At 68.0% G+C, this 18,623-nt stretch carries 25 protein-coding genes and 1 pseudogene; 12 read left to right on the plus strand and 14 right to left on the minus strand.

Annotation, left to right across the window (positions count from 1 at the left end; all coding sequences use genetic code 11):
• Positions 1-5 precede the first annotated feature (5 nt).
• The gene (locus tag ACIBH4_RS38585; RefSeq protein ID WP_362520283.1) at positions 6-827 is read left to right on the plus strand and encodes an alpha/beta hydrolase; all 822 of its coding nucleotides are present in this window, start codon (positions 6-8) and stop codon (positions 825-827) included.
• Between the two features lie 153 nt (positions 828-980).
• On the opposite strand, the gene ACIBH4_RS38590 is transcribed toward ACIBH4_RS38585, so the two are convergent.
• On the minus strand, positions 981-1,604 hold the full coding sequence (locus ACIBH4_RS38590) for a restriction endonuclease (RefSeq protein ID WP_362769892.1): 624 nt from the start codon (positions 1,602-1,604) through the stop codon (positions 981-983).
• Between the two features lie 662 nt (positions 1,605-2,266).
• Here ACIBH4_RS38590 and ACIBH4_RS38595 point away from each other — a divergent pair.
• A complete protein-coding gene (locus ACIBH4_RS38595; protein ID WP_362520289.1) occupies positions 2,267-2,968 on the plus strand; it encodes a thermonuclease family protein in 702 nt (233 codons plus the stop codon).
• 120 nt (positions 2,969-3,088) lie between these two features.
• Here the strand turns inward: ACIBH4_RS38595 and ACIBH4_RS38600 are convergent, their stop codons facing one another.
• The gene (locus tag ACIBH4_RS38600) at positions 3,089-3,436 is read right to left on the minus strand and encodes a DoxX family protein (RefSeq protein WP_362520292.1); all 348 of its coding nucleotides are present in this window, start codon (positions 3,434-3,436) and stop codon (positions 3,089-3,091) included.
• A gap of 221 nt (positions 3,437-3,657) precedes the next feature.
• Between ACIBH4_RS38600 and ACIBH4_RS38605 the strand changes: the two genes are divergently transcribed.
• The 4 genes from ACIBH4_RS38605 to ACIBH4_RS38620 all read left to right on the plus strand — a co-directional run bounded on the left by ACIBH4_RS38605 (position 3,658) and on the right by ACIBH4_RS38620 (position 5,967).
• The gene (locus ACIBH4_RS38605; protein ID WP_362520347.1) at positions 3,658-3,990 is read left to right on the plus strand and encodes a Tn3 family transposase; all 333 of its coding nucleotides are present in this window, start codon (positions 3,658-3,660) and stop codon (positions 3,988-3,990) included.
• Between the two features lie 53 nt (positions 3,991-4,043).
• On the plus strand, positions 4,044-5,213 hold the full coding sequence (locus tag ACIBH4_RS38610) for a hypothetical protein (RefSeq protein ID WP_362769894.1): 1,170 nt from the start codon (positions 4,044-4,046) through the stop codon (positions 5,211-5,213).
• A 111-nt stretch (positions 5,214-5,324) separates the two neighbouring features.
• Complete coding sequence (locus ACIBH4_RS38615) at positions 5,325-5,636, plus strand: hypothetical protein (protein WP_362769896.1); 312 nt, start codon at positions 5,325-5,327, stop codon at positions 5,634-5,636.
• A complete protein-coding gene (locus ACIBH4_RS38620) occupies positions 5,629-5,967 on the plus strand; it encodes a hypothetical protein (protein WP_362769898.1) in 339 nt (112 codons plus the stop codon). The genes ACIBH4_RS38615 and ACIBH4_RS38620 overlap by 8 nt, the downstream gene beginning before the upstream one ends.
• 52 nt (positions 5,968-6,019) lie before the next feature.
• Here the strand turns inward: ACIBH4_RS38620 and sigJ are convergent, their stop codons facing one another.
• The 4 genes from sigJ to ACIBH4_RS38640 all read right to left on the minus strand — a co-directional run bounded on the left by sigJ (position 6,020) and on the right by ACIBH4_RS38640 (position 8,867).
• A complete protein-coding gene (sigJ, locus tag ACIBH4_RS38625) occupies positions 6,020-6,862 on the minus strand; it encodes an RNA polymerase sigma factor SigJ (protein WP_362769899.1) in 843 nt (280 codons plus the stop codon).
• Positions 6,863-7,238: 376 nt separating this feature from the next.
• Positions 7,239-7,586, minus strand: a complete 348-nt coding sequence (locus ACIBH4_RS38630; RefSeq protein ID WP_362520303.1) for a hypothetical protein — start codon at positions 7,584-7,586, stop codon at positions 7,239-7,241.
• Positions 7,583-7,756, minus strand: coding sequence for a hypothetical protein (locus tag ACIBH4_RS38635; protein ID WP_362769901.1), 174 nt, complete (start codon positions 7,754-7,756; stop codon positions 7,583-7,585). Before ACIBH4_RS38635 ends, ACIBH4_RS38630 begins: the two co-directional genes overlap by 4 nt.
• Positions 7,757-7,904: 148 nt before the next feature.
• Complete coding sequence (locus ACIBH4_RS38640; RefSeq protein WP_362769903.1) at positions 7,905-8,867, minus strand: NAD(P)-dependent alcohol dehydrogenase; 963 nt, start codon at positions 8,865-8,867, stop codon at positions 7,905-7,907.
• Between the two features lie 99 nt (positions 8,868-8,966).
• On the opposite strand from ACIBH4_RS38640, the gene ACIBH4_RS38645 reads away from it, so the two are divergent.
• A complete protein-coding gene (locus ACIBH4_RS38645; RefSeq protein WP_362520311.1) occupies positions 8,967-9,647 on the plus strand; it encodes a helix-turn-helix domain-containing protein in 681 nt (226 codons plus the stop codon).
• A gap of 32 nt (positions 9,648-9,679) precedes the next feature.
• Here ACIBH4_RS38645 and ACIBH4_RS38650 read toward each other — a convergent pair whose 3' ends face one another.
• A complete protein-coding gene (locus ACIBH4_RS38650) occupies positions 9,680-10,666 on the minus strand; it encodes a MerR family transcriptional regulator (RefSeq protein ID WP_362520353.1) in 987 nt (328 codons plus the stop codon).
• A gap of 70 nt (positions 10,667-10,736) precedes the next feature.
• On the opposite strand from ACIBH4_RS38650, the gene ACIBH4_RS38655 reads away from it, so the two are divergent.
• Both ACIBH4_RS38655 and ACIBH4_RS38660 read left to right on the plus strand, forming a co-directional pair.
• Positions 10,737-11,063 carry a hypothetical protein gene (locus tag ACIBH4_RS38655; protein WP_362520314.1) on the plus strand — a complete coding sequence of 109 codons (327 nt, stop codon included), beginning with the start codon at positions 10,737-10,739 and terminating at the stop codon, positions 11,061-11,063.
• Positions 11,063-11,473 (plus strand): NAD(P)-binding domain-containing protein, encoded by a 411-nt coding sequence (locus ACIBH4_RS38660; protein ID WP_362520317.1) that lies wholly within the window; start codon positions 11,063-11,065, stop codon positions 11,471-11,473. The genes ACIBH4_RS38655 and ACIBH4_RS38660 overlap by 1 nt, the downstream gene beginning before the upstream one ends.
• A 28-nt stretch (positions 11,474-11,501) precedes the next feature.
• Here the strand turns inward: ACIBH4_RS38660 and ACIBH4_RS38665 are convergent, their stop codons facing one another.
• The 7 genes from ACIBH4_RS38665 to ACIBH4_RS38695 all read right to left on the minus strand — a co-directional run bounded on the left by ACIBH4_RS38665 (position 11,502) and on the right by ACIBH4_RS38695 (position 17,419).
• Positions 11,502-11,819: a hypothetical protein gene (locus ACIBH4_RS38665; protein ID WP_362520320.1), complete on the minus strand. Its 318-nt coding sequence runs from the start codon at positions 11,817-11,819 to the stop codon at positions 11,502-11,504.
• A 327-nt stretch (positions 11,820-12,146) separates the two neighbouring features.
• Complete coding sequence (locus ACIBH4_RS38670) at positions 12,147-13,313, minus strand: transposase (protein ID WP_362769905.1); 1,167 nt, start codon at positions 13,311-13,313, stop codon at positions 12,147-12,149.
• Positions 13,310-14,596 (minus strand): DUF4158 domain-containing protein, encoded by a 1,287-nt coding sequence (locus tag ACIBH4_RS38675; RefSeq protein ID WP_362769907.1) that lies wholly within the window; start codon positions 14,594-14,596, stop codon positions 13,310-13,312. The genes ACIBH4_RS38670 and ACIBH4_RS38675 overlap by 4 nt, the downstream gene beginning before the upstream one ends.
• A 32-nt stretch (positions 14,597-14,628) precedes the next feature.
• On the minus strand, positions 14,629-15,570 hold the full coding sequence (locus tag ACIBH4_RS38680) for an SDR family oxidoreductase (protein WP_362520333.1): 942 nt from the start codon (positions 15,568-15,570) through the stop codon (positions 14,629-14,631).
• Between the two features lie 52 nt (positions 15,571-15,622).
• The gene (locus ACIBH4_RS38685; protein WP_362520336.1) at positions 15,623-15,877 is read right to left on the minus strand and encodes a hypothetical protein; all 255 of its coding nucleotides are present in this window, start codon (positions 15,875-15,877) and stop codon (positions 15,623-15,625) included.
• A 25-nt stretch (positions 15,878-15,902) separates the two neighbouring features.
• Entirely contained in the window at positions 15,903-16,736 is an 834-nt protein-coding gene (locus ACIBH4_RS38690) for a type II CAAX endopeptidase family protein (protein WP_362769909.1), read from the minus strand.
• A 59-nt stretch (positions 16,737-16,795) separates the two neighbouring features.
• Complete coding sequence (locus ACIBH4_RS38695) at positions 16,796-17,419, minus strand: NAD(P)-binding domain-containing protein (RefSeq protein ID WP_362769911.1); 624 nt, start codon at positions 17,417-17,419, stop codon at positions 16,796-16,798.
• 156 nt (positions 17,420-17,575) lie between these two features.
• On the opposite strand from ACIBH4_RS38695, the gene ACIBH4_RS38700 reads away from it, so the two are divergent.
• From ACIBH4_RS38700 to ACIBH4_RS38710, 3 genes and pseudogenes are all read left to right on the plus strand, one after another.
• On the plus strand, positions 17,576-18,046 hold the full coding sequence (locus tag ACIBH4_RS38700; protein ID WP_362520345.1) for a MarR family winged helix-turn-helix transcriptional regulator: 471 nt from the start codon (positions 17,576-17,578) through the stop codon (positions 18,044-18,046).
• Between the two features lie 165 nt (positions 18,047-18,211).
• Positions 18,212-18,340 (plus strand): annotated as a pseudogene (locus tag ACIBH4_RS38705) (pentapeptide repeat-containing protein); the annotation flags it as partial.
• Positions 18,322-18,519, plus strand: a complete 198-nt coding sequence (locus ACIBH4_RS38710; protein ID WP_362520356.1) for a pentapeptide repeat-containing protein — start codon at positions 18,322-18,324, stop codon at positions 18,517-18,519. The pseudogene ACIBH4_RS38705 and the gene ACIBH4_RS38710, both read left to right, overlap by 19 nt.
• Positions 18,520-18,623 lie beyond the last annotated feature (104 nt).

An 18,623-nucleotide genomic window follows, 5' to 3' on the forward strand; every position in this document is an offset into this window, starting at 1 on the left:
TCTCGATGACGGCACTTCGGACCGTCACAGTCGACGGCTCCCCCGTTCACGTCCTGGAGAGCGGCACCGGCCCTGCGGTGCTGATGCTGCACGGCTCCGGACCCGGCACGACCGGATCCGGAGCCTGGGCGACGACGGCACAGGCGCTGGGCACGTCCTGGCGCCTGGTGGCTCCTGACCAGGCGGGGTTCGGCCGTACACCGATCCCGGAGGGTTCCAGGGGTGGGCTCCGGCTGTGGACGGAGCAGGCCGCGGGCCTGATGGATGCTCTCGGTGTCGAGCACTACGCCGTGGTGGGCCACTCCATGGGCGGTGCCGTGGCGCTGGCGTTGGCGGCCGCGCGTCCCCAGCAGGTCACCCATGTGGTGGCGGTCTCGACGATGGGCGCCCCTGGGGCGCCGCTGTCCGCCGAGCTCGACGCGATTTGGGCCGCCCCCGTCGGCCCAATCGGGGCACGAGACATGTTGAGTCGCCTCGTCCTCGACCAAGCGCTTGTGACCGAGTCGGCCGTCGCCGCCCGTACAGCCGCGATGCGAGCGGGGGCGGCCGCATACGCGTCGTTGTTCCCTCCACCTAGGGCACGTTGGGCCGACGATCTCACCCTCTCGGCGCAAACGCTGGCAGGGGTCCGCGCGCCCGTGCTGCTCGTGCACGGCGCCGAGGACCGAGTCACCCCGCTCGGGACGGCAGCCCTGCCCCTGCTCGAACACCTGGCCGATGTCCGTCTGCACGTGCTCGGCCGATGCGGGCACGTGCCGCCGATAGAGCACCCGGACGACTTCAGACGACTCCTGTCGTGCTTTCTCGGCAGGGAACGAGGTCGCTGATTGCTGTGACAGGTCCGCAGCCCGTGCGAGGCAGTGGCCGAGGTCATCGCGACGCCGCAAGGCCCGTGCGGCGTCTGCCCACTTGATCGGCGCCGCCTGGCAGACCTGGGCGGTGAGCGGGGCGGCACTATGCCCGTTCGACGCGCATTCGTTTCACGGCCGCAGGAGGTCGTGGCGTGAGGCGGGGCGGTGGTGGATGAGCCGGGACGAGGTGTGGCGCAGCCGCCGCCAGCGCCGCAGTGGGGTGGTCAATCTCGGCAGACGTTGCAAGGACGCCTCGCCGCCGGCCCAGCGCCCGAGTTCCTCGCGGCCGAGCAGGTGGATACGGAAGTCGGCGGCCGTCTGGCGGGCGTCGCGGGTGAAGGAGCCGTTGGTGACCACCACGGCGACATCGCCGCCGTGCGCGGCGGCGGCCGTGCCGTTGACCTCGTAGATCACCCGGGAGCCGACCTTGGCGGCGGTGGTGGTGTGCTTGCACTGCACGACGATGACGTAGCCGCCGCGCTCGCGGCCGATGACATCGGCCGCCTTGTCCCCGCGCTGTCCCACGTGCCGGGCCGCGATGCCGTCTCGGATCATGAGGTCACGCGTGGCCCGCTCGAAATCGGTGGGATTCATCGCATCCAGTTGCGGCAGCGTCAGTTGCAGATGACCCAGTCGCGCAGAACGGTGCCGGGCGGCAATGGCCCTCCATTGAAACCATCCGATAATCGCCAGAACGGCGCATGTTCCTACGGAAACGCCGATATACCAGGTGCTGAAAATCGCGTCGACCACGGTGCTGATGATCTGAATCGCGAAAGAGCCGAGGATGAGCGCTATGACAGCGGCGGCGCACCACTCCGTCGGCCCAGCGGGCATTCGCGGTTGTGGAAGGCGCCGCCAAAGCGGTCCGGTATGCCGTTTCACGGCGCCTCGGTCGGGTCGGGTGGCGACTCCTCGCCGTCGGAGACCTGCTCGGGCGCCGGGAGCTGCGCCGGGGTCCGGGCTCTGACCGAGGGAGGCGGGGGCGATGATCGCCGCAACGTACCGGTCTTCAGGGGCAGTGTGCCCGAGGGGCCGCAACCACGGGTCACCTCCACTGCTTACCTCTTGCCCTGTACCGCCACGGGCAGGTTCGGGGGGCCGGGCCGGTGGACGAGAGCACCTCGGCGCACCGCCCATGGGTGGCTCCCCGTACGGGTCGTCGAACAACAGCGCTGTGTCCTCGCGACCGCCTGGCCTGCCTGCCTAGAGCACCCTCGTGACCTGCCCGTTCGATGACTTCGATGCGGCCTTGAAGGTGCCCCTCCGGCCGGGCGAGGAAACGGGGTAAGGCTTTTCGGGGCACAGAAACCGTCAATGTGAAGGATTTTCGCATATTCCAGATTGGTGACTATATGCGTCGAATTGAACCCATAAGGTTACGGTCAAGACTCTGTCTTGCGTGAAGGAGACCTGTGACTCGAGGTATTGGCGCGTCCCTGCTCGCCGTCGTTCTCGCCGCTCCCCTGGCCGTGGCCGCGCCCGCCGAGGCTGCCGCTGTACCGAAGGGTGCAAAGAAAGCAACGGTCGTAAAAATCGTGGACGGTGACACGATCGATGTGCGGTTCACCCGTACCGGCCCCACCGTCCGCGTTCGCCTCTTGCAGGTCGACACGCCTGAGCGTGGCGCGTGCTGGTTCACCGCGGCCACCAAGCGCACCGCTACCTTGTTACCCGTTGGTAAGACGACGTATCTGCTCGCCGACAAGGAGCCCAAGGATCGCTACGGCCGGTCGCTGTTTTACGCGTGGACCGCCGGCGGCGTGTTCGTCAACCGCAACCTGGTGCGCTACGGCTACGGCAAGGCCGTGCTGTACAAGCCGAACGACAAGTACATCACCGTGATGCGCGCCGAGCAGACCAAGGCGAAGCGAGAGCGGCTGCGCATCTGGTCAGGCCGGTGCGACACCACCAACACCCCGGCCCCGAATCCGACCTCGGCGCCCACCTCCGCGCCTACCTCAACGCCGGATCCGCCCTTGGGCGGCAACGATCCTCGCTTCCCCACGTGCGCGGCGGCCAATGCCGCCGGATACGGACCCTACCGCCGCGGAACCGATCCCGAGTACGCCTGGTATCAAGACCGCGACGGCGACGGCATCGTCTGCGAGCGCTGATCCCGACCCCCTGAGTTCCCGCCCGTCACGGGCGGGAGCTCACGAGGTATCCGGTGAGGCATCGCTCGGTCAGCTCGTCGACGACCTCCTCGGCGCGAAGCATCCCTCCGCTCGCCGGGCTCAGCGGCACGTTAGGTTGACGGCCAGAGCGGCCACCGCCGTACAGAAGAAGAGGGCCCAGGGGGCGAAGTGGTGGTCGTTGGCCCGTAGGTGTGCTGCGAATGCGCCGAGGAAGTACAGCACGAGCCCGCTGGCGGCGAGCGTGCCCAGGATCGGTACGGCGATTCCGGCCAGCAGCCCCAGCGCCCCGGCGGCCAGCAGCATCCCCAATGGGCGCATCCAGGACCGGGGCACGCCCAACATGTCCGCCTGGCTCTTGGGGTAGTCATGGCCGATGAGGTTGGCGATGGCTGCCATACCGTAGAGCACCGCAGCGAGAAGTGTGACCGTGAGATAAACCGCGAACATCAAGGTATTCCCTCTTCCATGACAACGATCGGCTGGTTGATCGCCTCACGGACGAGACGGCGGCCCGAGAAGTGACGCGTCGCCGTGTGATCTGTGTTACAAAGGGCAGCCGGAATACGAGACAAAGACACCGCGGGCTGAAGGCTGATCGTTGAGGTGGTCGTCATCATGTTGGTGACGGTCTCGGGGGTTGTGCGTGACCTCGATCGATCGGACCGCGTATCCACGGTTTCGCCGACTGGCTGATGTACGGCGGCAAGCTGATCAGCCACAACGACCCCGACCATCACGAGAAGGTCGTCAAATTCAACGAGCTGCTCGCCAACTGCGTCATCTACTTCGCCGCCTGTGACGTCACCGACGCCGCAGGCGCCCTGGCCGCCGAAGGCCACCCCGTCGATCTGGACGACCTGGCCACCATCTCGCCCTACATCACCCACACCATCCGCCGGTTCGGCAACTGGACCCTCAACCTCAATCCACCCGACCAGGCACCCGCCACCCGGCTGGACCTGGAACCGCGTGTTCTGTTCGGAGCCTCACCCGCCCCCTGACAGCGGCAAAAATGCACTCGCTCGCTGCACGGGGGCCCGCTAGTGTCGCGCGGATGAGCAACGTTTCTCTGCCTCTGCTCTGGCTGTCGGGGCCTACGGGTGTCGGGAAGTCCACGGTTGGCTGGGAGGTGTTTGCGCAGCTGAGCCGTGCTGGCGTCAAGACGGCGTTTGTCGACGCTGACCAAATCAGCCTGTGCTATCCCATGCCCGAGGGCGTGACGCACCACCTCCGCGCGCGGAATCTGGCTGCGATGTGGCCGAACTTCCGGCAGGAGGGGGTGCAATGTCTGGTCCTTGCGGGCTTCGTTGACACTCCCGAGGAGGTTCGTGAGTACACCGCCCATCTTCCTGAGGCCGCGTTCACGGTGTGCCGACTGCGCGTTGATAGCGCTGAGCTCAAGGAACGGTTCCTCGCGCGGGGATGGCGTCCGGATCTGGTCCAGGAGGCGGTCGTTGAAGCGGAAGCCCTGGAACGCAGTGACTACGCCGACGTGTGCGTGGATACGGGCGGCTTAGTGGTGTCCGAGGCGGCCCGGCTGGTCTGTGAGCGGGTTGGGGGATGGCCGGGTCTCCTCCCCGCCGCGACGTTCCACAGTGCCGCTGACCGGCAGAGTCATCCGAGCTCGACGGATGTCGCACCGGCTTCCGTGCCGGTACCCGTGCTGTGGCTGCGCGGCGCTACGGCGGTTGGGAAGTCGACGGTCGGCTACGAGATCTTCATGCAGGTCTACCGGAGCGGCGTGCGAGCCGCCTACGTCGATGTGAAACAGATCGGGGCGCTGCGTCCTGCCGCCGATGACGTGGAAGGCCATCGCCTCAAGGCCCGCAACCTCGCGGCCATCTGGGCAGGGCACCGCACGGTTGGCGCCCAGTGCCTGGTCGTCTCCGGGGAAGCAGACTCCGATGACACTCTCCGTGGCTACGCCGAGTTGCTGCCCGGAACCGCATTGACCGTGTGCCGCTTGCATGCGGGGCCAGAAACGCTGGCCGAGCGCGTCGCGCAGCGTGGATGGGGAGGTGGGCCGACCATACCGGGTGATGAGCTGAAAGGACTGAACTCGGACGCCCTACACCGCATCGCCGCACGAGCGCCGTTCGAGGCCAAGGCGCTCGACAGCGCCGGGGCAGATGATCTGCGCGTTGACACCGACGGTCGGTCGGTGAACGAGGTGGCCGCGGACGTACGCGCTCGCGGCGGCAACTGGCCGAATCTCTTCCCCTGAACACAGTCCTCTCGAGCAGGGTCAGCCGCCACTGGACAGCGAAACCCCTGACGGCTGAGGAGAGCCCAATACCGATCACGGTAGCCGGGCGCACTTCCGGACAATGACAGCATGTACGTGATAACTGTCTATTATCACGTACATGCGCTGCCAGCCGCTGTGGTCGAGCAGGAGATTCGTTCCCTGGGATGGTGCGCGACTTGTGCACGTTATCCGGCACATCGTCCGGACGTTGGTGTGAGCGCGGCCGCAGGCCGGAAGGTCTCGCCGCTGCGCGGCGACGGCGTCGACGTCGCCGAGGCCGCCGAGCAGTTTCTGTCGACGAACCGGATCGGCAATCCGAACACCCATCGCGCCTACGCATCGGCCATCGGCCATCGGCCGGACCGTCGCGCTTCTGGGTGCGGGTCGGCTGTTGGCTGAGGTCGCCGACGAAGGTCGGAGCTGCGCTCACCCGGACGAAACCAAAGCGGTCGCCAAGACGACGATCCACCGGCTGCTGTCGCGCCGAGACCTGCCGCTGCGGGAGAAGACCCTGTGGCGGATGCTCTACGAAACCGCCGCCCGCGCCGCCGAGATCCTCGCCCTCAATGTCAAAAACCTCGACCTCGGCGACGCCGAAGTCCCCCTACAGCTCATCATGGCCAGGACCCGGCACAAGAACCCCCGCACCGCCATGCGCTACACCCGGCCCGGCAGCGAAGCAATCGCTGCCGTCACCGAACATCTCGCCCCATCTGGCCAACGCCGCTAACCAGCGGGAACCCACGGTCGCGGTGTCTTTCTCCCGTATTCCGGCTGCCCCCTTACAGCGCGACGCCGGTCAGCTTCTCCGGGTTGCTGACCACGTGGATCACCTCGATTTTCCCCTTCACCAGATGGAAGGTGGCCGCCAGCACCGGTGTGCGCCCTGAGTGGATGATGATTCCCGGGCCGTCGTTGACCTGGAAGATCTGCGCCAGCGAGTCGTACGGCCGATGTGCCGACAGGATGACGGCGGCGCGGGCCACACGCTCGCGGCCGTGGATGGCCCTGCGAGGGGCGCCGGTGAATCCGCCACCGTCGCTCACCATGGTCACATCCGGCGCCAATACCTCCATCAGGGCATTCAGGTCGCCGCCGAGACAGGCCGCCAGAAACCGCTCGGTGGCCTGCCGCCTGGTCGCTTGATCGGTGTCATAGCGGTGGTGCCGCGTCTCCACCGCCTTCCTGGCGCGGAGCGCTATCTGGCGCACTGTCGCATGTTTGCGCCCGATGAGGTGCGCTATCTCGTGGTGGCCGTACCCGAAGGCCTCGCTGAGCACGAACACCGCGCGTTCCACCGGGGAGAGCGTTTCGAGCACCAGCAGCATCGCGGTCGACACCGACTCCTTGAGCAGCACGTTCTGCGCGGCATCCGGATCAGTCAGAAGCGGCTCGGGCAGCCACGATCCCACATAGGACTCCCGTCGCACGCGTGCACTGCGCAGCCGGTCGATCGCCAGCCGGGTGGCCACCCTGACCAGATAGCCTTCGGCGTCCGCGACGGTCGCCACATCGACGCGGCTCCAGCGCAACCACGCGTCCTGCACCACGTCTTCGGCTTCGGCGACGCTGCCGAGTACTCGGTAGGCCACGGCGTGCAGCAGACCGCGGTGCTCGGCGAACATCCGCTCGATTGTCAGGGGAAACACCTCGGCTCGCTCCGATACGGCTCGCGCGAACCTCAGGTACGCCGTCCGATCGATCGACGCCACCCGAACCTTCGAAACCGTTACCAATAGTGGTAGATGCCCTAGATCCTAATATCGGCGATCAAGCTCGCCGCCCCGTTTCTGCCGTATTCCGGTGGCACCCGAAGCACGCCACCTGTGAAGCCGCCGGAGCATCTCGTGAACCCCACCGCCATGACCTTCACCATTCACCCCCCACGACCTACACGGCCATCACGGGCCGCAGCTGAAGGGGCAAGCCGCGTCCCCGCAGATCGGCAACGGAACGTTTTCGGGCATAACAAAGACGCCTTTCTATGGAAAGGTGGAGGAATTACGCCTTTTCGAGTCGGCTGGTGAGCGGAAGCAGCACCAGCGGGATCACGACGGCCGCCGTGAGTGCGGCCAGCAACGGCACGCGTTCGCCGGGCGTGAGATGGTGCAGCAGTTGGACGTGGATCACTAGGTGCGGCGCGGCGAACACCAGGTACACGGCGAGCGCCGTACGGGCCATGCTCATCGCGCCGTAGTCCATCATCAGATGCGCGTTGTACGGCATGCGCATCCCCACCCACGGAATGTCGAAGAACGAGCGGGGCAACAACAGCGCCCAACACCCCACGGCGAACTGCGCCACGGCGAGGAAGGCCAGGCCCGCCCGCAGCCAGGTGAGGGCACTCATGCGGCGAGGAACTGCTCGAAGGTGATGCGGCCGTCGGCGTGCTCAGGGGTGAGATGTCCCCCTTTGCGGTAGCCGCGGATGCCGGCCCCGGGCATCGGCACCGACACCACCGGCCGACGGCTGGGGCGCGAGCGGGCGTAGGCGCGGGCCAGATCGGCAGCGGGGCGCACCTCGGGCCCGCCCATGTCCGGCGACCGGCCGGCCGGTGGCGCGCCGGCCGGCGTGACCAGGCGGTCGACATGCGCTCCCGCCTGCACTATGACAAGCGCCGACCAGAATCGGCCTTCCTGACCTCCGCCGCCCGATCCATCGGGATCCTTAGTCGACCCTGACCACGTACTTGCCCCGCACCCCGCCCGCCTCCAGCGCCCGGTGTGCCGCCGCTGTCTCCTCCAGCGGGAAGCACCTGTCCACCGCAGGGCGCAGTCCCCCCGCCGCCGCCTGGCGGGCGAGGTCGTCGAAGAGCGCCCGCGTAGGGTTGCCGCTGAAGAAGCGCACCCGACCGCGTCCGTGCACAGCGCTGGCGGCAATGTAGCCGAGTGAGGCGGCGAGCCGGGTCAGGTCGAAGGAGATGGTGACCATGCGTCCGCCGGGTGTCAGCAGGCGCCGGAAGGACCGCAGGTCGGTGCCCGCGGTGTCGAGGACCACGTCGAACAGGCCCAGTTCCCTCGGTGGGACGGTCCGGTGGTCGATGGCGTGGTGGGCGCCGAGCGTGCGGACGAAGTCGAGGTTGGCGGCGCGGGCCAGGGCAGTGACTTCGGCACCATATGCCCGTCCGAGCTGGACGGCGGCGTTGCCGACGCCACCCGCAGCGCCCCGGACGAGCAGTCGTTCGCCGGGGCGCAGCCTGGCCTTGTCGCGCAGCGCCGTGATGGCCGTGGTCGCGACCGGCAGCGCGGCGGCTGCCACCAGATCCAGTCCGTCCGGGACCCGGCCGAGCCGCTCGGTCCGGACTGCCACGTACTCGGCGGCGCTGCCGAATCCGGTGCGGCCCACGATGCCCCACACCCGGTCGCCGACCGCGACGTCCGTCGCGCCGGCGCCGAGCGCGGCGACCTCGCCGGTGAAATCCAGCCCGACGCGTTGCGGGAACTTCTGTCCGGTGAAGAGCCGGAGGCGGCCGGAGCGGGCCGCCAGTTCGCCGCCGTTGACGCTGAACGCGCGCACCCGCACGAGTACTTCGCCGGGTGCCGGTTCGGGGCGTGGTACCCGGCCCACGTACAGCACCTCGGGGCCACCGAAGCGGTCGAAAAGTACTGCTCTCATCATGCGGTCGTCCATCTTTCTCACCTTCGTCACCAGCGGCCGTGCGGGGGTCTGGCCCCGAGCGTAGGCTCTTAACCGGACGGCACCGTCCGTTTGGACCAGAGGTGAGAGACAATGGTGGAGGAATCCTCTCGGATCGCGGGCCCGGGGCTGCGGGCCGACGCCCGGCGCAACCGGGAACGCATCCTCGTCGCCGCCCGTGCGGTCTTCGCCGAGCACGGGATCGACGCGCCCATGGCGACCGTGGCCCGACGGGCCGGGGTCGGCGTCGCGACGCTGTACCGGCGTTTTCCGACCCGGGACGACCTGGTGCAGGCCGCGTTCGCGCAGCAGATGGAGACCTGCGCCCGAGCGCTCACCGAGGCGCTGGCCGACCCCGACCCCTGGCGAGGCTTCCAGCGGGTGGTCGAGACGGCCTGCGAGCTTCAGCGGGAGGAACAGGGGTTCTCGGCCGCGTTCGTCGCGGTCTTCCCGGGCAGCACGGTGGAGCACGCGCAGTCCCGGGAACGGGCCGAGCGGGAGCTCATGACCCTGGTCCGCAGAGCCCAGGCAGCGGGCGCGCTGCGTGCCGACTTCCATCCGTCCGACCTCGCCGTGGCCCTGCTGTCCCATTGCGGGCTGGTCACCGCGCTGCCGCATGACAGTGCCGCGTCTCGGCGTCTGGTGGCCTACCTGCTCCAGTCGTTCCGCGCCGAGGCGGCTCACGGGGCCCTGCCTCCGCCGAGTGCTCTGTCGCTGCGTGATTTCCCGCTCGCGGCCGACGGCTCCCAGAGACAGCGGCCCTCCATGGCCTGACGCGAGGCGCCTGCCGCTTCGGGTCGAAGTAATCAAGGAGCTGGTAGGGCGGACGCGCGCATTGCCGCAGCCAGCCATTCGAACGGGAACCGCTCCGGTGGCGCGTTGTTCACGGCGTTGACCAGCGCCATGTACCGGTCGAACGGTCCCTCTGGCTCCGGCGGCGTGCGGTCCCACTCCGCGCCCGCCAGCATGTGGTCGGCCGTCTGGATCCGGAACTCGGGCGTGTCCGGCTTCCCGGGGCTGTCCGGTGTCGTGAGAATGCCGGTCAGCCACTCGATCCATTGGTCGGCGATCTCGCGCCCTCGTGGCGAGTCCGGCGGCACCTGCTCCCGCGCCGCGTCCATCGCCGCCTGGCCGATCGGTGTGGCCGCCTCCAGGCTGTCCAGCATCGACGACGAGGTCATCAGCGGCCCGGCCCCGGTGGTGCACACCTCGTACAGCTCATGGCGCACGGCCTGCCGGACTTCGGTGTCCCGGACCATCTCGGCCAGCTCGATCCACGCCTCCAGCTGGGCCGCGGTGGGATGTTCCGGCAGCTCCGGCCGGGCCGCCCGCCACCACTCGACCATCCGCTCCGGCGCCTCCCAGCCGGTGGAGACCTCAGTCCAGAACTCGTCGATCAGCCGATCGCGTTCCTCGTCTGACATACCGACAAGTTTGTGCATCAGCGTGACTTGCTCGGCCGTGGAGTCCTGCCGCAGGATGGTCGACAACACCGCGCGACGGCTGCGCAGCCGCGTCTCCTGTCGTGCCAGCAAGGTCAGATGGGTGGCGGCCAACTCGCGCAGCGTCGCCTCGCCGGCCAGCACCTGCCGGATCTCGTTCAGGCCGGCGTCGAGTTCCCGTAGCGTCCGGACCAGTTCCAGCCGGGCGATGGCCGAAACGTCGTACAGGCGGTGGCCCGCCGGGGTGCCGGCGGCCGGCGTGACGACACCGGCGTCCGCGTAGTACCGGACGGCACTGACGCTCAGGCCGGTCCGCCGGGCGACATCCCCAATGGCATACAGCTCGTTCATGTCCACGACGCCCACTATGCGACCTCAAGCGGCTTGAGATGCAAGCCCTTGATGCCGCGTTCGCAGACTCTTGCAGGTCGACACCCCTGAGCGCGGCGCGTGCTGGTTCACCGCGGCCACCAAACGCACCGCTACCTTGCTGCCCGTCGGTAAAAGGACGTACCTGCTCGCCGACAAGGAGCCCAAGGATCACTACGGCCGGTCGCTGTTTTACGCGTGGACCGCCGGCGGCGTGTTCGTCAACCGCAACCTGGTGCGCTACGAGGCTTCTGGAAGGGAGCGACTCGGCGTCGACGGAGACGGGATCGTCCGCACAATCGTTCAAGACCGTTACCGCCACCTGCTGCTAGAACTGTCCTGCCGGTGCTCCGCCGTGGGGCGCGGCGGAGGTGGGTGATGGACGTCGGTTTTATCGGTCTTGGCCTCATGGGTCGGCCCATGGCGCTCAACATGGCCCGGGCGGGCACGCCCCTCATCGTCTGGAACCGCTCCCCGGGCCGGTGCGAGGACCTGCGCGCGGCCGGCGCGAGGGTGGCGGCGGGCCCCGCCGAGGTGTTCGAACGGACCCGCGTGGTGATGCTGATGCTGGCCGACGAGGCCGCGATCGATGCCGTGCTGAAGAACAACCGGCTGATCGCAGAGGCCGCGCGTGGCTCGGGGACGGCCTCTCCCCTGGTGGACGTCTGCCTCGCCCTGTTCGGTGAGACCCTGGCGCTGGGACACGGCGGGGCGGACATGGCGGCCGTCATCCACGCCATCGAGGCCAGGACCTCCCGGCCGCCCGCGGAAGGCCGCGATGACGGCTGACCGTCCAGCGGTAGCGGTCGTGGCCCGCTCAGCGTGGGCGGCTGAGGGCGGCCTCGGCCAGATCCGTCCATTTCCCGGCCCAGGAGTGAGGCACGACCACCCAGTCCTTCATCGCCCTGCCCCGCCCCGAGGGGTCGAACAGGGACGCCCCGGCCAGCTGGAGCGCGGCCGCGTGTTCGACGGTGTCCCTGACCAGCCGGAACACCATCGCGCCGTCGCGCTGCAGGCTCGCGAACACCTTCCCCGCCTGATCTTTCAGCGCGGGACTCCCCATCATCGTGGAGATCCATACGCCCAGGTCGGCCAGCTCGGCGCCGACCTGCTTGAAATCCTCTTCCGCGCTCATCGTCAGTCGGTCCCAAACTCCACGGCGTCATGGTCGAACAGCTCGTTCGGGTCAAGGGCTCTTCCCACGTGACGCGATCACCTCGGCCCCGCCTCCCGGCAGTTCGGCGATCACGCTAGCCGTCCCGATGGCACCGATCAAGGCCGGGTGGCCGACCATGCCGACAGGCTGATCGGGCATCGGGGAAGTGGGTTTCCGGCGGAGGCCGGCCTCCCAGTACTAGTGGAACGATGAGTCGGGGTTAGCGTCACATGATTTGACACACTGTCTCTGACCAGGCCAGTCTTGCGCCGTGGCGGATTCAGAGGGTGTGGCGTTCCTGCGGTCTTACTGACCGGGTGGGGGCGTGCGCAGCGGGCGCAGGGCGCCGTCCCGGATGGTCTCCGGCAGGGCGAAGTTGTAGCGGCCCAGGAAATTGAAATGCTCAAATCCCAGCGGGGACAGTCGGGCGATGTCGGCGGCGGCTATCTTCTTTCCTTCGGCGCGGATTTCGTTCAGCGCGCGAGCCGTGTAGACGGTATTCCAGAGGATGCAGACGTTGGTCATGAACCCCAACGTCCCTAGTTGATCTTCCTGGCCTTCTTTGTATTTCTGCCGGAGTTCGCCTTTTTGGCCGTGGAAGATTTTCCTGGCCAGGGTGTGGCGGGATTCTTGGCGGTTGAGCTGGGTGTGTACGCGGCGGCGTAGGAGTTCGTCGTCGAAGTAGCAGGCCAGGTAAGTGGAGCGATCCAGCTTGCCCAGCTCCATCAGGGCGCGGCCGATCGGGGTGGGCGTGCCGCCGCCGGCGAAGTAGCGAAACAGTTCGCTGGCCTTGACCGCGCCGGTGGACAGGGACGCGGCGACGCGCAGCAGGTCATCCCAGTTGTCGCGGATGAGGCCGAGGTTGACGCGGCTGCGGATCAGGCTCTCCAGCCGTCCGTAGTGGGCGGCCGGATCGGCGCGGAAGAGGGTGGCGCTGCCGACGTCGGCCAGGCGTGGGGAGAACTGCCAGCCCAGCAGCCGGAAGATGCCGAAGGCGATTTCGGAGGCTCCTGAGGTGTCGGAGGCGATCTCGGTCGGCTTCAGTGAGGTCTCCTGTTCCAGCAGTCCTTCCAGGATGTAATACCAGTCCTTCGGCGTGCCGGGAATGACGATGCCGTGAAAGCCGGTGAATTGGTCGGAGGTGAAATTGTAATAGGTGGCGCCCTTGGCGCCTTTGCCTTTCCCCCAGTATTTGGTGTTGGTTCCGGCGTTGATGGTTTTGACCGGGACGACGAAGCGCAGTCCGTCGGCGGAGGCCAGTTCGCCGCCGCCCCAGGCTTGCACCAACTCCAGGGTGGTGTGGTGGTCGACCAGGGCGGCGTTGGCGGCAGTGATGGTGGCCGCCCTCAGGTAATTTTGCTCCACCCAGAACAGGCGGTCCAGGGCGAGTGCCGGATCACCTTCGCAGACCATGGGGCGCATGCCGACGTTCATGCTCTGGGCGACCAGCACGGCGGCGATCGAGGTGATCATGTCCTCTTTGCGGGAGGGCGCGTCCCCCGAGACGTGGGTGAAGTGGTCCAGGCAGCCGTCCAGGCGTGCACTTCCAGCAGCGCCTCGGGCAGGTCGACGACGGGGATGCGGGCATCGATGTCGGCGCGCAGCGCGGTCAGTGAGGCGGGCTCGTCCAGGCGTTCCAGGCCGGTCAGGACCAGCCGGTCCTTGCCGCTCTCATCCCTTTCCAGGCGAACCCACTTGTTTTGGCCGTCTTCGTCGCCCGACAGGCCCGCGGCGAGTTGCTTGTAGGCGTGGTCAAGGGTGGTGGCCCAGCGCTGTACGTCGTGCTCGGGATCGGGTGACAGGCCCAGCTCCTCACAGATCTTCGGGCGCTCCTTCTCCCACGCCGCTCCGGTCAGCAGCCCGGCGGTGGGGTCACCCCATTTGCGCAGGCCCGGCACGAACACCTCGTGGCGGCGCAACGACTCGCGCAACCGCTCCACCGCGGCCAGGGTGTAGGCCTGCTTGTCGAAGGTTCCGGCGAACTCGCCGCGTTTGGGGAAGACCCGCCGGTGCCAGGCGGAGGTCAGGAAGGCGGCCGGGACCTCCTCGGGAGAGATGTCGGTGCGGCGGCGTTCGATCGCGCGCAGGAAGTCGATCGCCTCCAGCACCTCATGACCGGGCCGCACCCCCTGCCCTGGCGCGTCCAGGGCCGCTCCGGCATCGAAGTCGAGGTGCTTGAGCAGCTTGGGCAGGAAGCGCCGCACGGTGGCGTAGCGCTCGGTCAGTTCCTCGTGCAGGTGCTCATCCGGTTCGCGAGCGATATCGGCGACGACGTCGGCGGCGGCGTGGATGGCGGCGACGTCCATCTCCTCCAAGGTGGTGACCCCGGGCAGCAGGATCTTGGCCTCGACCAGGCGGTGGGTGACCAGGTCGAACAGCACGATCGGGCGTTCGCTGCCGCTCCACACCCGCCGATACACCCACCGGGCCAAGCCGAACCACTGCTCGAACTCGAAACTGGTGTAGCCGTGCGCTTGGCGGATCAGCTTTTGGTGATCCCAGCGCGCCTCCTTCTCCCCGTACCCCTTCAGGTCGGCCGGATCCAGGCCGAGCTGCTCGGCGACGTAGTCGACGACCACGGCCGGGGCGTCGGTCGGGTCGGACAGGAAGGTGCCGAGCATGGTGTGCACGATGGCGCGATCACGCAGCGGCCGGGCGTGGCGATGCGTGACGCCCGTTGCGCCAGTGGCGGCACGGGCGCCGCCGCGGTGGCGGCGGCCGGTCAGCTGGTGGAAGGACTCCAGCCAATCCAGCACGTTCTTGACCGTTGCGATGGGGGTCCCTGCCGTCAACTGGCGGGGAAGTAGTGGCCGTTGTCCAAATCGGCGAGCAGGCTGGGCTGAGCGGGTTCCCAGCCGAGGGTCCGGCGGGTGATGAGGTTGGACGCCGGGTAGCTCTGCGTGACTATGTTCGCGAGGAACCCGAAGTATCCCGGCAGCATCAGTTCGTCCAAGGGCACGCTCACGGCGGGCAGGCCCAGGCGGCTGCCAATGGCCTCGGCGATCTCGCGGAGCGGGATGCCCCCGTCGTCGACCGCGTGCCAGTATTTGCCGGCCGGGCCCTTCTCCAGCGCCAGGCGGAACAAGGAGGCGGCATCGCGGATGTGCACAGCGTTCCACAGGTTCGCGCCGTCTCCGGGGTAGCCGATGAAGCCCTTCTCCTTCGCGAGCGCGATCAGCGTGGGGAGGAAGCCGGCACGGTCGGTCGTGCTGTGCGCGATGTTGGCGAGCCGCACGACCGAAGACCGCACGCCCTGCTCGGCGAGGCCGATTACGGTGGTTTCCACGATGTTTCGAGCCCGCAGGGTGCCCTTGTGCTCATCGCCACTGGGAAGGGCCGGGTCCTCCTCGGTGGCCGTCCGGCCCAGGAATCCCTGCCCGGGCGAGCCGATGCTCCCTGCCGCGACCAGCGGCTTTCCGGTTCCCGCGAGTGCCTCCCCGTACGCGAGCATGATCGGGAGCTCGGCGGCGGCCACGGCGTGGATCCCGCCGGAGAAAAGCAGGTCTTGCCGGTGCGCGACGTGGATGACGCCGTCGGAGTCCGCAGCCGCTTCCTTGAGCCCGTCGAGATCCTGGAGGTCGCCGCGGCGCACCTTCGCGCCGAGCGCGGACAGCGCCGCCGCGGCCGTGTCCGACCGGGCCAGGCCGGTGACCTGGTGCCCGGCGGCGATGAGCTCGGGGATGATGTACGAACCGGAATGGCCGGTCCCGCCAGTGACGAAAACGCGCACGCTACTGCTCCTTGTGATTGATGTGGCGCGAGAAGTGGTGGTGCGGGCGCGCTCAGGCAGAAGTGCTGACGCCGAGGGTGAAGTTGAAGCTTCCCGCGCCGTAGCGGCCCAGGCCTATCATCACCAGGCCCGTTCCCTCCAGCCAGCGCGCCATTCCCAGGGGGCCGGTGTCCATCGGCCGCAACCCGAGGCTCTTGATGAATGCCGACACAGTCGCCTTGGCCTCAGCGTCGCCGCCGGCGATGAGCACGTCCAGCGGGTTGCCCTGCGCCAGCATGTGACCGAAGACGGTGTTGAACGCCTTCACGACGTGCGCGCCGGCGGGGGTTCGATCACCTGGCGAGCCTAGCGGCCACGTCCGCCCGGGCCGAGCGACGGACGGGGACCACGTGACCACGCCGGTGTGCCAGCCACATGAACACGACGGTGGCCACCACGCCGAACACCACGGCGTACACACTGCCCTCCGGTCCGAAGTCGCCGCCCGTGACCAGCGCTGGACCCGACATCGTCGCGTCCAGCAGGCCCTGCGGGGTGTTGCTGCCGGACACCTTGGTGCTGAAGATGGCGCTCGCGGCAATGTTCCAGCCGAAGTGCAGACCGATCGGCACCCACAGCTTGCGGGTGGCGATGTACGCGGCGGTCAGCATCCCGCCTGCCTCGATGGCGATAGCGATGGCGCCCCACAGGGTGGCGTTCGCGTTGAGCAGGTGGATCAGGCCGAACAGCGAGCCGGTCAGCACGAGCGCGATCCAGGTTCCGGTCCAGTGCTCGACGTTCCGGAACAGGACACCGCGGAAGACCAGCTCCTCGGTCACGGCGGCACCCGCCATGATGCCGAGCAGGTCGACGGCGCTCGCTGTCGTGCCCAGGCCGTTGATCGTGTAGTCGCCTAAGAAGGCGATGTTCGCGATGACTGCCCCGAACAGCGCGATGCCGAGCAGCGTGCCCCAGCTGATCCCCGCGCCTGCTCCCTTCAGCGCCACCTCGACGGGGGCCCGGTGCTCGGTGCGCCGCACCACCCAGCCGTAGACCAGGACCGCGACGACGGCCGTCAGCAGGCCGGCGACGAGCGCCGGCCAGGGGTTGTCCTTCACCGCCGCGGTGCCCAGATTGCCGAGGATCCAGACCGCCACAACCGCCAAGAGCTGCCATATCAGACGCACGATGACTCCTTCGTGAGAATCCGCGGCGGGAGCGCTGCGGGCTACTAGCAGGGGTGCGCTCAGCCGGGGAGGTCGACGCCGAGGGCGACGTCGAAGGTCCCCGCGCCGTTGCGGGCCAGGCCCATCAGCAGCGGTCCGACCCCTTCCAGCCAGCGGGCCATCTCCAGGCCGCCGACATCGAGCGGGCGCAGTCCGAGGCTCTCGATGAACGCCGACACGTCGGCCTTGGCCCGCGCGTCATCTCCGGCGAAGAACACGTCCAACGGACGCCCCTGGGCCAGCACGTGGCCGAAGACCGTGTTGAACGCCTTCACGACGTGCGCGCTCGCCGGGACTGCCTTGGCGATCTCCTGCGCACCGGACGTGCCGTCAGGGATGACGAGCCCGGTGGCGTCGGCGTTGAACGTGTTGGAGATGTCGATGATGAACTTGCCGGCCAGTGCATCCCCGTACTGGGCGACGACCGGCACGGCGCTGGCGTATGGCACGGCCAGGACGACGATGTTGCCAACCGGGACGGCGCCGAATGTCCCGACCGTAGCCCCGCCGCCGAGCGTCGCGGCCAGGTCCTCCGCCTTGGCCGGGTCGCGGCCGATGAGCTCGACGGCGTTGCCGCCGGCGACCGCGCGTGCGGCCAGGGCGCCGGCCATGTTCCCCAGGCCGATAATGCTGACGCTGCTCATTGGTGTGCCTGCTTTCTGAAGCCGGATAGGACGCGCCATGCCCACCCCGTCGTTGTCAACGGGTTGTGTCGTCGACGCCCCACATTTGGTTAACGTGTGAACCAGACTGTATGTCGCATTTGGTTACCATGTCAACCAGACGGTAAAGTGACGTGCATGACCGAGCCGCGGTGGTTGGACGAGCGAGAACAGCAGGCCTGGCGCAGCCTGATAAAGATGCAGGACGGGCTGTCGGAGTTCATCGAGCGGCAACTGCGCAACCGGTGCGGGCTGTCCGCCGCTGACTACAAGGTCCTGGCCCATCTCTCCGAGGCGCCCGAAGGCCGGCTGAGGTCGTTCGAACTCGGCCAGCTGTTGCGCTGGGAGAAGAGCCGCCTGTCGCAGCACCTGGGCCGGATGCAAAATCGCGGCCTGGTGTCCCGCGAGCGGTGCCTCGCCGACCAACGGGGGGCGGTGGTCGCCATCACTCCCCGGGGCAGCGACCTGATCAAGGTCGCGGCTCCGCAGCACGTGGCCGACGTCCGCGACGTGCTCATCGATCATCTCACTGCGACAGAAATGGCGATGCTCGTCACCATCGGCGACAAAGTAGCCGAACGGCTGGCGGCGCTGGAACACAAGCGCTGATACCCGATCCCGGACCTCATCGCTCACGAACTGCGTGCGTGTCAGACCGCCGCCTACAGAATCCCGCGGGCGCCGGCACAGCTGTTCGCTATGCATGACCCACAGCTACGACCCGCTCAACGCCTGGCTTGATCAGCGACATGCCCTTGGAAGGCGCGGCTCACGGGTGCGGGGCTGAGCTGGACGACGCTCACCCGCGCGGATCTCACCAACGCGACGCTGACACACGCGAACATGAGATTCGCACGACTGCGCTCAGCATCACTGGTGCGGATCTGTGCGGGGCGGCGCTGAAGGATGCTGACTTGCGGGGTACGAACCTGAGCGGGGCGCAGCTGTATCACGACAGCGCCCGGGCCACCGCCCGGCTGGTCCTCAAAGCGGCCCGCAAGACCGCACGCAAGGTCAACAACGCCTGCCCCGGGCGTGTGACTCACATGTGTCTCACCGTGACTCACGATGAGACGACTTGAGAGACGACTCGGAACCTGTCAAACCTGCTGAGACATCAGGCTACTTGTGGCGTTTGTGCTGAGGTCTCGATCTGGAGGGGCGTGGATGGTTTGTTGATCCATAC

The organism is Streptosporangium sp. NPDC050284 (assembly GCF_044459525.1).
Taxonomy (GTDB): Bacteria; Actinomycetota; Actinomycetes; order Streptosporangiales; family Streptosporangiaceae; genus Streptosporangium.